This window comes from Streptomyces vastus (assembly GCF_039532825.1).
GTDB lineage: Bacteria > Actinomycetota > Actinomycetes > Streptomycetales > Streptomycetaceae > Streptomyces > Streptomyces vastus.
On record NZ_BAAASJ010000022.1, the window covers coordinates 175,561 to 189,098 of the forward strand.

Below are 13,538 nucleotides of genomic sequence, written 5' to 3' on the forward strand. Positions count from 1 at the left end.
GGCTGCCGCGCCTTCAGTACCCGCTCAGCGGGGATGTCGTCGTCCCGCGGGACCTGTGGGTGCCGATGCCCGACGAGACTGTGCTGGGCGGCGGCCAGACCCTCGACTCTCCTTAGGGCTCAAGCTTCTTGAGCTGTGCGTGGGTGCGCCGGGTCCGCTGGAGGCGCTCGGGAAGCGGCGTGCGGTAGTCGGGCAGAAGGCGCTGAGCGCGGAACGCGGACTTCAGGAAGACGCGGACGACACGCTCGCGGCGGGGGCTGATCCAGCCGATCCGGTGGAGTCGGCAGACCTGCTCGCCGGCGAGGTACCGGGTCAGGTCCCTGCCGAACGCCCGAAAGGGTGCAGGGAACCAGTGCTCGGCAAAGAAGTCCATCATTGCGGTCGCCACACGATGGCCGGACTCTGTCTGTTTGTACGGCCGGGAGTCGAACTTCAAGGCGAATTCGGTCATCGCGTTCCAGTCCTCAGGGAACGCCTCGTCGGCCAAGGGGCCTGACTCGCGTTCCAGGAGGCGGAAGAGTGCCTGCGCCCAGCGGTGCCAGGCGATCTTCATGTGTTCGCTCATGCCGGGGAGGCCCAGCGAGGTCTGCAGGCGGTCGCCGAACGTGGCCAGCAGGACCAGGGGATAGATGAAGTCGTCGATGTGGTCGAAGTTGCCGGGCAGTTGCGGGGTCCTGCGGGCGACGGTCAGGTGGATGCGGTTCAGCCGTTCGGCGGCCCTGCGGCCCGCCGCGCTGGATAAGCCGTCCACCATCCAGGCCATCAGGAAGTCGTTGCCGTCCTGGAAACGCCGGTGGGGCCTCGTCTCCAGCTTCGAGGTGTGGGCCAGGGTGGCGGCCCCCATACTCGGCTGCATCATGCGCATGGTGCCCGGATAGACCATCATCGCCAGGGCGAACTCCGGGACGCGGTGGCTGACGTAGAGCGAGATCATCCGCTCCCAATCGGTCTCCGGATCCATTCGAGCCAGTTCGCGGTCCACCCACTTGTACCCACGGCGCAACGTCGGTTCCCCCTGTCTCGGAGTCAGGCGGCCGTACCGCCGTGGCTCTACCGGAATGTGGTGCCGAACAGGCAGGCCGTCCCCAGGGGATAACGCTTTGGGCCCGCCCCAGGTGCTTCTCTCCCTTATGGCCGCCGTTTTCCGCCCGCACAAAAGGTGCTTGATCCCCCGTGAGAAGAGGACGCTCGGGCTTCCGCTTCCCGATGCCAGGGCTCGCCGTGATTTACATCACGATGATTGTGGGTCACGGCCCGGTATTCGGCGGTGTTGCTCAGGGCTACCCCCGTGCCCCGTCCTGACCCTGGGGACCACCGTTGAAGAGGTCGATGAATCCGAACGGCGCGCGGTCGCCGAGACAGAGGTCCAGCATTTCGTGCGCTTCGGCGTAGAAGGCTTCGGTGCGGGGGAACAGCGCCCCTTCGTAGGCGGTGAGTGCCGCCTCGAAGTCGTCGGGGTGAGCGGCGATTGCCTTACCGAGTTCCGCGCCGTCGAACATCGCCAGGTTCGCGCCGTCACCGGACGGCGGCATCAGGTGCGCGGCATCGCCGAGGAGCGTCACCCCGGGCATGCGCTCCCATCGGTGTCCGTCCGGGAGGGTGTGGATCACGCGGGCGACCGGAGCGGTCTCGCCGTCGGTGATCAGCGCCGCCGTGAGCTCCGGAGCCCACCCGTCGAACTCGGCCGCGACCCGAGCAGTCGCGGCGGCATCAGCGAAGTCGATGTCGGCGATCCACTCGGCGGGGCGGTTCAACTCGACGTACGTGTGCAGGATGTTCCCCGCCTCGCGGTGCGCGATGATCCCCTTTCCCGGGGGCAGCGCGTACATCGGCCCACACCGACCGCCTCGGCTGACGCGGTGTGCCGCCCGTCGGCGTCGTGCAGGTAGGTGTCGATGAACGTCGTGCCGGTGCACGCGGGCTTGGCATCGGAGAGCAGTGGGCGGACCTTCGACCAGGCGCCGTCGGCACCGACGAGGAGACTGCTGGTCACGGCCGCGCCGTGGGCGAAGGTCAGCTCGTGATCATCGCCCCACGCACCAGCGCCGGCGCGACCACCAGTCGCGACGCCTTCCTCACCCGGACCGCCGAGCACTGGGAAAAGCTCGACCCCGCCGACTACCCCTTCCTGACGCGCACCACCACGGAACTACGTGACCACGACGACCGCGACCAATTCACCACCGGCCTCGACCTGCTCCTGGGCGGCCTGAACACGACCGCAGGCCCACGACCGCCCGCGTGATGCCGCGCTGCAGACGGTGCAGAGTCGATCGTTCGGCCGTCCGCGTCGCCATACACCGTGGCGAACTGTAAGCGGTGGAGTTTGACGACGCATCTGGAACCACAGCAGCGCCAAGGGCCGACACCTCCCGGGCAACGGTCTTCACTACGGCTCCGGCCAAGCCCGGTAGGACATCCCCGCCCGGCACCACGGAGGATCACCGCATACAGATCGAGTGGGCGATGCCGTCGCTGCCGGGGGTCGAAGGGCCAGCCCCAGTCGGCGACCCGGCCGGGGACTTCGGCGTCTCCGTGAGCATCACGGGGTCCTTCAGGACAGGCAGCCGACATGGGCGAGAGCCTGCCTGAGGAGGACTCCCTGCCCGCCCGGCATCTCGCTCAGGACCAGTGCCTCCGAGGCCTCCTGAGGGCTGAACCAGACCAGGTCCAGAGCGTCCTGGCGGGGACGGCAGTCGCCGGTCACCGGGACGATATAGGCGAGCGCGACCGCGTGCTGGCGGGGATCGTGGAACGGTGTGATCCCCTGCGTCGGGAAGTACTCGGCGACCGTGAAGGGCTGCAGGGAGGCCGGCACCTGGGGCAGTGCCATCGGGCCGAGGTCCTTCTCCAGGTGGCGCAGGAGGGCGTCCCGGACGCGTTCGTGGTGCAGCACGCGGCCGGAGACGAGCGTGCGGCTGACCGTTCCGTCCGGCCCGATGCGCAGCAGGAGCCCGATGCTGGTGACTTCGCCGCTGTCGTCGACTCTCACGGGTACGGCCTCGACGTACAGGATCGGCATACGGCCGCGCGCATACTCGAGTTCGTCGGGACTCAGCCAGCCGGGCGTGGTTTCGGTCATGTCAGACATTCGCTGATCATACTTTCCGCCACTCAGCTGGCGCTCCCGCACACTTCGGCGAAGCGCCGGACGTCGATGTTGCCGCCGGAGATGAGCACGCCGACGCGGGACGGGAGCCGCTCGACGCGACCGGCCAGCAGGGCGGCCAGTGCGGTGGCGCCGCTGGGCTCGACGATGATCTTCAGTCGCTCGAAGGCGAACCGCATCGCGTCGCGGATCTCGTCATCGGTGACCAGGAAGATGTCGTCGACCAGGCGCTGGTTGACGGAGAACGTCAGCTCGCCGGGGATGTCCGCCGCCTGCCCGTCGGCGATCGTGCGCGGCACCGGGATGGAGACGCGCCGGCCGGCCTCGAGGGACCGCTTGGTGTCGTCTCCGGCCTCCGGCTCGATGCCGATCATCCGGATCCCGCTGTGCAGGCCCTTGGCCGCGGTGGCACTGCCGGCGATCAGCCCGCCGCCGCCGACCGGCGTGACCAGCGCGTCCAACTCGGCGGTCTCCTCGATCAGTTCGAGCGCCGCGGTGCCCTGCCCGGCGATCACATGCGGATGCTCGTACGGCGGGATGAGCGCAAGGCCGCGGTCGGCGGCGAGGGCCTCGCCGATGGCGGTCCGGTCGCCCGTATAGCGGTCGTACGTGACGATCTCCGCGCCGTAACCCGCCGTGGCGTCCATCTTCGACTGCGGCGTGTCCTCGGGCATGAGAATCACCGCGGTGGTGCCCAGCTCCCGTGCGGCGAGGGCGACGGCCTGGGCGTGGTTGCCCGAGGAGTAGGCGGCGATGCCCTTGGCCAGCTGCTCCGGTGACAGGCGGGAGGCGGTGTTGTAGGCGCCGCGGAACTTGAATGCGCCGATGCGCTGGAAGTTCTCGCACTTCAGGAAGACCTCGGCGCCTACGAGCGCGTCAAGGGTGCGGGAACGCAGTACGGGGGTGCGGTGGGCCACGCCCTTGATCTGCGCGGCGGCGTCGCGGACGTCGTCGAGGGTGACCGGGGGAGTGTGCGTCATGGCTGGGCTCCGTCGGGGTGGGTGGTGCCGGACTCCGTGCCGTCCGTCGTGGAGGCGTGCGGCGTCGCCCTGGCATCGGACAGGTAGTTGTAGGCGGAGGCGCGGGAGATGCCGAGCCGGGCGGCGACCTGCTCGACCGCGCGTCGTACGGCGAAGACGCCGCGCTCGTCCAGGCTGCGGAACAGCTCGAGGCGCTGGGCGCGGTCGAGTTCGGACCAGGTCTTGTTCTGCCCCAGCTGATGGCTGTCGACGATGGCGTCCACCACGGAACCGATGTCGTTGCCGAACGTCGTGGTCGGCACGGCGGCCGGTCCGGCGGCGACCCCCGCGATCTCGCCGATCAGGGCGTGGGCCTGGTTGACGGCCGTGATGTCGAGATTGACGCACAGGGCGCCGAACACCGTGCCGGCGGTGTCGCGCAGGACCATCGTCGACGACTTGACGATCTTCCCCGTACGGGTGCGGGTGAGGTAGTTCAGCTCGTCGCTCGCCTCGTCGCCGCGGGCGAGGATGCCCATCCCGATCTCGCTCATCGACCCGCCGACCGCGCGCCCCGTGACCGAGCCCGCGATGGCGACCACGGATTTCTCCGGCCGCCGGAAGTCGTGCACGACCACCTCGCAGAACGAGCCGAACGTCGCCGCGATGCCGTCGACGACGGGGGTGAGCGCGGCGATGATCGCGTCCTGCTCGTCGGTGCCGCTCGACATCGCGTGCTCCAGGGTCTGGATGAATTAAATCTGGACTCATAGTCCAGGTCCTAGACTACACGTCCAAGGCCGGATCTGTACGGTGCTCATCCGGCGTCCCCCCACATCTGCCGGTGGCGGCCGCATCATGCGCCTACGGTGTGTCGCTGTGGTCCCCGTACGGGACGGTGGACCGGGGGAGAGGTGTTGCGAAATGACCGCGGTGTTCGTACATGGTGTTCCCGAGACCGGTCAGTTGTGGGACCGGCTCCGGGCTCGCCTCTCGACCGACTCGATCGCCTTGGACCTGCCCGGGTTCGGCGTGCCGGTTCCCGACGGTTTCGGCGCGACCATGGACGAGTACAGCCGGTGGCTGGAGCGGGCGTTACGTGAGGTCGATGGACCGCTCGACCTCGTCGGGCACGACTGGGGCGCGCTGTTCGTGGCGCGGGTGGCCACGAACTCCTCCGTGCCGGTGCGGAGTTGGGCCATGGACGTGGCCGGCGTCCTGCATCCGGACTACGTCTGGCATGAGTTCGCGCAGCTTTGGCAGACACCGGGAGCGGGGGAACAGTGGGCGAAGGCCTCGGTCGAGGCCGCTCCGGGAAGCCCGGAGAGCCCCGCGGCGCAGCTCAAGGGGGCAGGTGTGCCCGCCGAAGATGCGGAGGCCCTGGGCGAGAGGCTGGACGCCACCATGGCCGCGTGCATCCTGGCCCTCTACCGCTCGGCGACGCCCAACCCGTATGCCCACGCCGCGGCCCAACTCTCCGGCCCTGCCCCCGCACCCGGGCTGGTGATCCAGGCCCAGCTCGACCCCTTCGACGACCCCGCGGCCTCCGACGAGATGGCCGCCCGCCTCGGCGCCCGCACCGAGCGGCTCGAGGGAGTGGGCCATTGGTGGATGTTGGAGGACCCGGGTACCGCGGCCACCGCGCTTGAACGGTTCTGGGCCGCCGTCAGCGAGAACTGAGCTGCCGTCAGCGAGCGCCGACTCGAGCACGTACGGATCACACCAAGGGACAGGGAGCCGGTCAGTCGAGGACATGCCGTAGATAGGCCTGCGGGTCGGCGAAATAGCGGCGCCAGTGGTCGACCAGGGCGAGTTCGCGCCACTGAACCCGGTGCATGCCGTGCTCGCCGACCTCGACGATGTCCGCACCGGGCAGCGCCGTCAGCAGCGGAGAGTGGGTGGCGCAGATGACCTGGCTGCCCTGCTGCGTCAACTGGTCGATATGGCCGAGCAGTTCGAGGCAGGACGAGAACGACAGCGCCGCCTCCGGCTCATCCATCACATACAGCCCGGGCTGGAGGAACTTCCCCCGGAACGCAGCCAGAAAGCCCTCGCCGTGACTGACGGAATCCGGTGCGAAGCCTTCCCGGTGCAGCGCGTCCATAGCCGTCTCGGCCCGCAGGAAGAACCCCTTGCGGGCGGACCAGCTGCCCAGCATGCGCCGTCCACCCGGCGTCGCGTCGAAGCGGATCCGCTCACCCAACACCGACTTGCCGCGATGGCTCGCATAACGCCAGTCGTGCGAGCCGCCCCAGGAGTCCAGCCCGAAGCCCTCCGCGAGGGCTTCGATCAGTGTCGACTTGCCCGAACCGTTCTCCCCGACCAGGAAGGTCACCGGAGCGGTGAACCGCAGCCCGTCCGCGAGAAGCCGACGAACACAGGGCACGGACCAGGGCCACTTGTCATCCTCGTACGTGGACACATGTGCGTACGCGCGTTCGATGATCACACGCCGAGTTTCTCACGGTGCGCCGACAGCGTGCTGACGCCCTCCACTGTGCCGAAAATTTCGGGGCAAGAAATGCGGCAACCCTTTCGCCCGGAGTGGCAACTGCCTTGCGGCAATGCACGACTTCATGTCACCAGGGCGGTTGGATTAATGGAAGCGAAGCAGCAGAAAGCGCGGCACCGCAGGCGCAGGGTCGGTCTGTCGATCGGGATCCCGGTGGCGGTGGCCGCGGCGGCCGGTATGGCGTACGGCACGGATCTGGGTGTGTTCGGCGAGGACGCGCAGCGCAGCGCCTCGGCGGCGACCGCGGCCCCGGCGTGGGCCGATGACGTCGCCGACGGCTTCGCGTCGGTCAACTCGCAGGCGCAGAACGGCACTTACGGAGGCCGGGGCGGCAAGACCGTCACCGTGAAGACTCTTGCCGATCTGGAGAAGTACGCGACGGCCAAGGAGCCGTACGTCATCGTCGTGGCCGGCACGATCAACATGGACCCCAAGGGCAAGGAGATCAAGGTCGCCTCGGACAAGACGATCGTCGGCTCGGGTACCTCCGGGCAGATCGTCGGCGGAGGTTTCTTCCTCGGCCAGGGGGTCCACAACGTCATCATCCGAAACCTGACGATCCGGGACTCGTACGCCGGCGAGTGGAACGACAAGGACAACGACTTCGACGCCATCCAGATGGACGGCGCGCACCACGTCTGGATCGACCACAACGACCTGCGGCACATGGCCGACGGCCTGATCGACAGCCGCAAGGACACCACCAATGTGACGGTGTCCTGGAACAAGCTGAGCGACAACAACAAGACCTTCGGCATCGGCTGGACCGAGAACACGACGGCCGACCTCACGATCCACCACAACTGGTTCCGCGAGACCGAGCAGCGCAACCCGTCCACCGACAACGTGGCCCACGCGCACCTCTACAACAACTACCTGCAGGACGTGCCGAACACGGACATCACCACGTCCTACGGCAACTACGCGCGCGGCAAGACGAAGATGGTGCTGGAGAACAGCGTCTTCGAGGGGCTCAAGAACCCCGTCACCAAGGACGGCACCGCGGCGGTGGTCCAGCGCGGCAACGTCTTCACCGGCACCAGCGGCCGTAACGAGAGCGGTGGCACGGCTTTCGACCCGAAGAGCTTCTACAAGTACACCCTCGACAAGGCGGCCGACGTCCCGGCGCTCCTCAAGTCCGGTGCGGGTCCCCGGACTTCCATCGGTACGACGGCGAGTGCGAGCACGAAGGCGAACGCCGCCGCGACCACGCTCACCGTCGCCAAGGACGGCAGCGGACAGTTCAGCAGCGTCCAGGCCGCCGTCAACGCCGTACCGGCGAACAACACTTCACGGGTCGTCATCTCCATCAAGCCCGGCACCTACCGCGAGCTGGTCAAGGTCCCGCGCGACAAGCCGCATGTGACCTTCCAGGGCACGGGAGCCAGCCGCAAGGACACCGTGATCGTCTTCAACAACGCCTCGGGGACGCCGAAGCCGGATGGTTCGGGGAACTACGGCACCAGCGGCAGCGCGACCGTCGCCGTCGAGGCCGACAACTTCCAGGCCCGTAACCTCACCGTCTCCAACGACTTCGACGAGGCCAAGAACCAGAGCCTGAACGGACACCAGGCCGTCGCCCTGCGCACCGCGGCCGACAAGGTCTTCCTCGACGGGGTCATCGTCACCGGCGACCAGGACACACTGCTGCTGGACACGCAGTCCAAAGACAAGCTTGGCCGGGTCTACGTCAACAACTCCTACATCGTCGGGAACGTCGACTTCATCTTCGGCCGGGCCAGCGCGGTGATCAACAAGTCGGTGATCACGCTGAAGAAGCGGTGGAACGGCGACTCGGCGGGCTATGTCACGGCGCCCAGCACGGCCGCAGGGCGCAAGGGCATCCTGATCGCCAACAGCACGGTCAACGGCGATGTGTCCGCGTCCAGCTTCCACCTGGGCCGCCCCTGGCACGCGGGCGGTGACGCCGCTCTCGACCCGCAGACCACGGTCCGTAACACGTCCCTGAGCAGCGCGATCAAGTCCGCTCCGTGGACCGACATGAGCGGCTTCTCGTGGAAGGACGACCGGTTCGCCGAGTACAAGAACACCGGCCCCGGCTCCGGCTCCGCGAGTGGCGACCGGCCGCAGCTGAGCGATGCCCAGGCCGCCGACCAGGAGATCGGGGACTGGCTGGGCGACTGGACGCCCGGCGCGTCGTAGGACCAGAGCCCCGGCGTTTGCCTCGGATGTCCGGTTGGTCGAATGGTGCTGTAACTGGGGTAGTCGGGGTTAGGTTCACCGGGCAGTACCCGATTGCGATCCTGTCCGACTGCGTCGTCTACGCGGCCGACGGCACCAGCCCGCTGGACTTCCTGCCCTACCGCGACGGCAAGCCGCTGCCGGGCGGCTTCAAGCTCGCCATCAACCCGGGCCTGGTCAAGCACGAGGGCACCCAGAGTGTCCTGTGGGGCGAGGAGGTCCACGAGCGGTTCAACGCCCCGGAGCTCAACCTCGCCCGGTACATCAAGGACGGAGCCGATCGGGTCGACGGACCAGGACCGCATTCGGCACCTGACCGTCGCCCTGCCTCCCCGCTACGCCGCCCGCCTCTTCGACGCCCAGGAGGCCGGCACCGGCGACGACCGCCTGTGGGAAGTCGCGGCCGATGCGCTCGTGGGGGAGGGCGGACCCGCGTGGGAGTTGTGGGAATGCCTGGCCGGCAGCAAGCAGCACCCCAGCAAGCCCGACGGCATCGGCCGGTTGGCGCAGGCAAGTTGCCGGCCCGCAGGCGTCCCCACCTCAAGCAGCAGGTCAGGCATGCCCATGCTCTTGCTCGGAGTGCCTGTCGAAGGGGAGAGCTGCGCCGCGGGGGCACGCCGTCTCGCGGCACGCCCCCGCGATGCGCCGTCACAGCGCGAGAATCTGCCAGTCCTGGTTGGACCCGTCGGCGGAGGGCCACTGGATGACCCTGGCACCGTCCGCTGTGGAGGCGTCCTTGACGTCGGCGCACCAGCCGTTGCGGACGTTGACGAGCTGGTGGTAGCCGCTGGTCTGGGAGGGCACCAGCTTCCACCACTGGTTGTCGCCGCCGTCGTCGGTCCACTGGTCCAGTCCGTCGCCCTGGGCGGATCCGCCCGGACTCTGCAGGACCTTGCTGCTGCGGACGTTGGACAGTCGGTAGGAGCCGTCGGTGTTGGGCAGCAGCTTCCACTGCTGGTTGGTGCCGCCGGTCCACGGCCACTGGATGACGGCGGCGCCGTCGGCGGTCGAGGCGCCACTGACGTCCAGCACCTTGCCGCTCTTGCGGTTCACCAGCCGGACCGTGCCGCCGTCCCCGCCGAAGGGACGGTCGTAGACCTCCAGGCTGCGGATCGAGGCCCAGACACCGGCGGGAAGACCGGTGACGGTCACCCGCACATATCGTGCCTGAGCCCGGAAGACGGACACCTGCACCTGACTGGTGCCGGTGGTGGCGGTGAGGTCGGCGAGCGTGGTCCAGGTGCTGTTGTCGGTCGAACCCTCGATCCGGTACCGGTAATTGGTGTCCGCGGACTCCCAGGCGATCCGCGTACCAGCGATCGACTTGGCCACCCCCAGGTCCACCTTCAGCCAGTGCCCGGTGTTGCCGTTGTTCGCGCACCAGCGGGTGGCGGTGGAGCCGTCCACCGCCTTCGCCGCGGTGTTGCCCTGGGAGGTCTCCTCGCTGCTCGCCGCGGCGGCCCTGCCCGCGGCGATGTCGGTGGGGTACACCGTCCGGTCCAGCGTGACGCCGACGATGCTGTCCTCGGGGATACGGGTGCGGTTGATGCCGGTGACGGTCACCTTGCCGTTGCCGTCCACGCTGTACGGCAGGTCGGCGCCTGACGCCACGTCGAAGACCCGGGTGACCTGCGCGTCCCCGACCTGGGGAGTGGTGAAGGACGTACCGCTGTAGCCGGGCAGCAGGTGGACGTAGAAGGTGTTGTTCTTGCACGTGAAGCCGTACTGGCCGTCCACCGGTTGCCACGGTCCGCTGCTCGTGCCGTAGACGGCCTGGCCACAGGTGGTCAGGAAGGAACCGATCCTGCGCACCAGGGCCTGCTGGTCGGCGGGTATCGCACCCGTACGGTCAGGGCCGACGTTCACCAAGCAGGTCATGTTGCGCACCCAGGAGTTGACCAGGATGTTCATGACCGTGCCGAAGCTCATCACGGGGGCGCCGGCCTTGTAGCCCCAGGCGCCGCAGATCGTGAAGTTCTTCTCCGCCACGTGCCCGGTGCGCATGGCGCCGGTCGGGATGGAGGGGCCTTCCTCGCTGTTGTAGTCACCCATCCAGCCGGTGCGCAGGTTGACCGTGACCTCGGGCTGGTGTTTGCGCACCATGCCCATCAGGCCGAGAGGGCGGCCGGTGGCGGAGTCGGTCTCGCCGTAGGTGGCGTCCACCGGCCAGTCGTTGGCGCTGTCGCGGAACTTGCCGGGCTCCCAGAAGAAGGCGGCGTCCGCGTCCGAGCCGCGCTGACCCAGCCAGCCGCCGTCCCAGTAGATGTCGTCGATCTTGCCGTACTGGGTCACCAGTTCCTTGACCTGCTGGTACACCTCGTTCTTCATGATCCGCGCGTTCTCCTTGTGCGCGGGATCAGTGGTGTATCCCCACTTGTTGGGCAGGCAATTGGTGCCGGTGACGTCGTAGTAGCCGGGGTAGCGCCAGCTCATCGGGGAGTAGTAGAGGCCCACTTTGAGCCCGGCGTTGCGTACGGCGGTGACGTATTCGTCGATCAAGTCCCGCTGCATCGGGGCTTGTCCGGCGTGGAAGGCGTTCGGGTGGGTGGACGGCCACAGGGCGAAGCCGTCGTGATGCCGTGTCGTCAGGACGGTGTACTTCGCGCCCATGTCCTTGGCCAGCTGGGCCCAGTCGGCCGGATCGTAGGAGCTCGCCGTGAACTGCTCGCCGGTCGCGTCGGTGAAGTACTTCTTGTAGTTCTCCGGGGTGATGGCGGCGTTCTCCATGTACCACTCGCCCTTGGCCGGGCCGGAGTAGACACCCCAGTGGATGAACATGCCCAGCTTTGCGTCCTGCAGCCACCGGGTCTTCTCGTCCGACTGCTGCTCCAGGCCCAGGTCTACCTTGGGTATGCGGAGCGGAGGGAGCGGCAACGGCTGGCTGGAGGCGGCATGAGCGGGTGCCGCCAGGGTGGGGGTCACTGCGGCGGCGACCGTCATGGCCGCCATGCCGACGAGCACCGTTCGTCGGGTGATCGGTTCTGGCATGGGGATTCTCCCTTGATTGTCCGCAGGACAGCACAGACACTGCGGCTCAGCGTCCGGGCCGAACAGGAATGAGTCGCGTGGGAACGGCGAGGCGCAGCGGAGCCACACGGAGGCGCGCATCTCGTACCAGCAACATGGGATGTATCAGCGGGCTCCCCCGTATGGGACGTGCCCCGGCGGCCCGCTCGACGGCGGGGTCGCCGGGGCACGCGGTCAGGAGAAAGTCCAGGTCTCGCTGTTGGCGCTCGCGCTGCCGCCGAGCTCCTGGTCCACCGCCGCTCCCTGGGTGGTCGAGCCCGCGACGCCGATGTGCAGGCCGCTGCCGATGCCCACCAGCATGTAGTTGCTGCCGGTGTAGCTGCCGGTCAGGTCGAGGGCCCACTGCTGGTTCGTCCCGCCGTTGCAGGTCCACTGGTGCAACTGGACGCCGGCGGTGGTCGACTTGCTCGGGACGTCCAGGCACAGGCCGCTCTTGACGCTCTTGAGCGTGTAGATGTTGTCCGCCACCCGGGTGAGGGTCCACTGCTGGTTGGTACCGCCGGTGGACGGCCACTGGATGATCTTGGCGCCGTTTGCCGTGGACCCGCTCGACACGTCCATCAGCATGGAGCTGCCGACGTTCTTCAGGGTGTGGACCCCCTCCGACGGGATCCCGCTGCCGGCCGTCCACGTGCCGGCGTCCACGTCGAGGGACCAGGTCGGGTACTGACCGAGGTTCACCGTCGTGCCCCGGATGGTCAGCGGCAGCCAGATCAGCTTCGACGCGCCCAGGTTGGAGGTGTCCCAGCGGTCGCCCGCGTAGATGTACGTGGTGCCGGAGGTGCCCTGAACCGTGATGACGTTCGCCGTCTGGCTGCCGTAGGTGCGGGTGCCGGGAGCGGCGAAGTTCCGGAACGCCGACCACGGGCCGCTCAGCGAGGTGGCGGTGGCGTATACGTTGTCGTTCAGACTCCAGCCCGTCAGGTGGGAGCCGAAGACGTAGTACATGCCGTTGATCTTCACCATGGCGGGCGACTCGACGCTGCCACTGCCGCTGCTGCCCAGCACCGCCACCGCGCTGTTCACGGAGAGGTAATCGGCGGACAGCTTGTAGATGCGCAGGCCGTTGTTGCGGTCCTCGCTCAGCAGATAGCCGGTGCCGTCGGTGTCCTGGAACAGGCCGATGTCCCGGCTGAGGTTGCCCATCGGCCGGAAGCTGCCCCGGTAGGTGTACGGGCCGCACGGCGTGCTGCTGGTGGCCACGCCGACCCTCGCGTCGGAGTAGTTGGTGCTGTCGATGTGCATGTACATCACGTACGTGCTGGTCGACGCGTTGTAGATGACCTTCGGCCGCTCCACGATCCGGCTGGGGCCGAGGTCACCGCTGGCCTGCCTGCTCAGGGCCTGGCCCTGGTAGGTCCAGTTGCCGAGGTCGGTCGAGGTGTAGCAGGTGATGTCCTCGAACGAGGTGTCCGCCGACGTCTTGCCGGTCTTGTCCTCGCCGAAGCCGTACCAGGTGCTGCCCACCTTGATGATGCCCAGGCCGTGCAGTTGGAGCGCGTTGCCGTTCTGGTCGGTCCGTGCGGCACCCGTCGTGAACGTCACCGAGGCCGCTTGTGCCTGCGTGGCGGGTACGAGCAGGGCGGCGAGGCCGCCGAGCAGCGTCAGGAGCGTGACGAGGGTGGTCCGCCATCGGGCGCGCGGTGGCGGTGTGCGGTGCGATGTGATGTCGGGCATGGTGTCACCTCTCCGTTGAGGTCGGGGGATGGTGCGGGGGCACGGGTCGAGC

Annotated in this window: 10 protein-coding genes and 3 pseudogenes; 5 read left to right on the top strand and 8 right to left on the bottom strand. The window is 68.1% G+C overall.

What is annotated here, in order from left to right:
- Positions 1-112 precede the first annotated feature (112 nt).
- Together ABD357_RS10565 and ABD357_RS10570 are read right to left on the bottom strand one after the other, a co-directional pair.
- Positions 113-1,003, bottom strand: coding sequence for a DUF2236 domain-containing protein (locus tag ABD357_RS10565; RefSeq protein ID WP_344389259.1), 891 nt, complete (start codon positions 1,001-1,003; stop codon positions 113-115).
- 277 nt (positions 1,004-1,280) lie between these two features.
- Positions 1,281-2,032 (bottom strand): annotated as a pseudogene (locus tag ABD357_RS10570) (FAD-dependent oxidoreductase); the annotation flags it as partial.
- Here ABD357_RS10570 and ABD357_RS10575 point away from each other — a divergent pair.
- Positions 2,021-2,245 carry a hypothetical protein gene (locus ABD357_RS10575; protein WP_344389452.1) on the top strand — a complete coding sequence of 75 codons (225 nt, stop codon included), beginning with the start codon at positions 2,021-2,023 and terminating at the stop codon, positions 2,243-2,245. The pseudogene ABD357_RS10570 and the gene ABD357_RS10575 overlap by 12 nt on opposite strands.
- A 309-nt stretch (positions 2,246-2,554) precedes the next feature.
- Here the strand turns inward: ABD357_RS10575 and ABD357_RS10580 are convergent, their stop codons facing one another.
- Genes ABD357_RS10580 through ABD357_RS10590 form a run of 3 tightly spaced genes read right to left on the bottom strand, consistent with a single transcriptional unit; the run spans position 2,555 to position 4,799 of the window.
- Positions 2,555-3,082: an NUDIX hydrolase family protein gene (locus ABD357_RS10580; RefSeq protein WP_344389438.1), complete on the bottom strand. Its 528-nt coding sequence runs from the start codon at positions 3,080-3,082 to the stop codon at positions 2,555-2,557.
- Positions 3,083-3,114: 32 nt separating this feature from the next.
- Positions 3,115-4,089, bottom strand: coding sequence for a pyridoxal-phosphate dependent enzyme (locus ABD357_RS10585; protein ID WP_344389261.1), 975 nt, complete (start codon positions 4,087-4,089; stop codon positions 3,115-3,117).
- Complete coding sequence (locus ABD357_RS10590; RefSeq protein ID WP_344389263.1) at positions 4,086-4,799, bottom strand: helix-turn-helix transcriptional regulator; 714 nt, start codon at positions 4,797-4,799, stop codon at positions 4,086-4,088. The genes ABD357_RS10585 and ABD357_RS10590 overlap by 4 nt, the downstream gene beginning before the upstream one ends.
- A 193-nt stretch (positions 4,800-4,992) precedes the next feature.
- Between ABD357_RS10590 and ABD357_RS10595 the strand changes: the two genes are divergently transcribed.
- The gene (locus ABD357_RS10595) at positions 4,993-5,748 is read left to right on the top strand and encodes an alpha/beta fold hydrolase (protein ID WP_344389265.1); all 756 of its coding nucleotides are present in this window, start codon (positions 4,993-4,995) and stop codon (positions 5,746-5,748) included.
- 61 nt (positions 5,749-5,809) lie between these two features.
- Here ABD357_RS10595 and ABD357_RS10600 read toward each other — a convergent pair whose 3' ends face one another.
- Complete coding sequence (locus ABD357_RS10600) at positions 5,810-6,517, bottom strand: AAA family ATPase (RefSeq protein WP_344389267.1); 708 nt, start codon at positions 6,515-6,517, stop codon at positions 5,810-5,812.
- Positions 6,518-6,667: 150 nt separating this feature from the next.
- Here ABD357_RS10600 and ABD357_RS10605 point away from each other — a divergent pair, with 150 nt between their 5' ends.
- From ABD357_RS10605 to ABD357_RS44630, 3 genes and pseudogenes are all read left to right on the top strand, one after another.
- The gene (locus ABD357_RS10605) at positions 6,668-8,743 is read left to right on the top strand and encodes a pectinesterase family protein (protein ID WP_344389269.1); all 2,076 of its coding nucleotides are present in this window, start codon (positions 6,668-6,670) and stop codon (positions 8,741-8,743) included.
- Between the two features lie 68 nt (positions 8,744-8,811).
- Positions 8,812-9,057, top strand: a pseudogene (locus tag ABD357_RS10610) (telomere-associated protein Tap); the annotation flags it as partial.
- A pseudogene (locus ABD357_RS44630) lies at positions 9,053-9,196 on the top strand (telomere-protecting terminal protein Tpg); the annotation flags it as partial. The pseudogenes ABD357_RS10610 and ABD357_RS44630, both read left to right, overlap by 5 nt.
- Positions 9,197-9,430: 234 nt before the next feature.
- On the opposite strand, the gene ABD357_RS10615 reads toward ABD357_RS44630, so the two are convergent.
- Positions 9,431-11,770, bottom strand: a complete 2,340-nt coding sequence (locus ABD357_RS10615; protein WP_344389271.1) for an alpha-L-fucosidase — start codon at positions 11,768-11,770, stop codon at positions 9,431-9,433.
- A gap of 213 nt (positions 11,771-11,983) precedes the next feature.
- Positions 11,984-13,486 (bottom strand): RICIN domain-containing protein, encoded by a 1,503-nt coding sequence (locus tag ABD357_RS10620; protein ID WP_344389272.1) that lies wholly within the window; start codon positions 13,484-13,486, stop codon positions 11,984-11,986.
- Between the last annotated feature and the right edge of the window lie 52 nt (positions 13,487-13,538).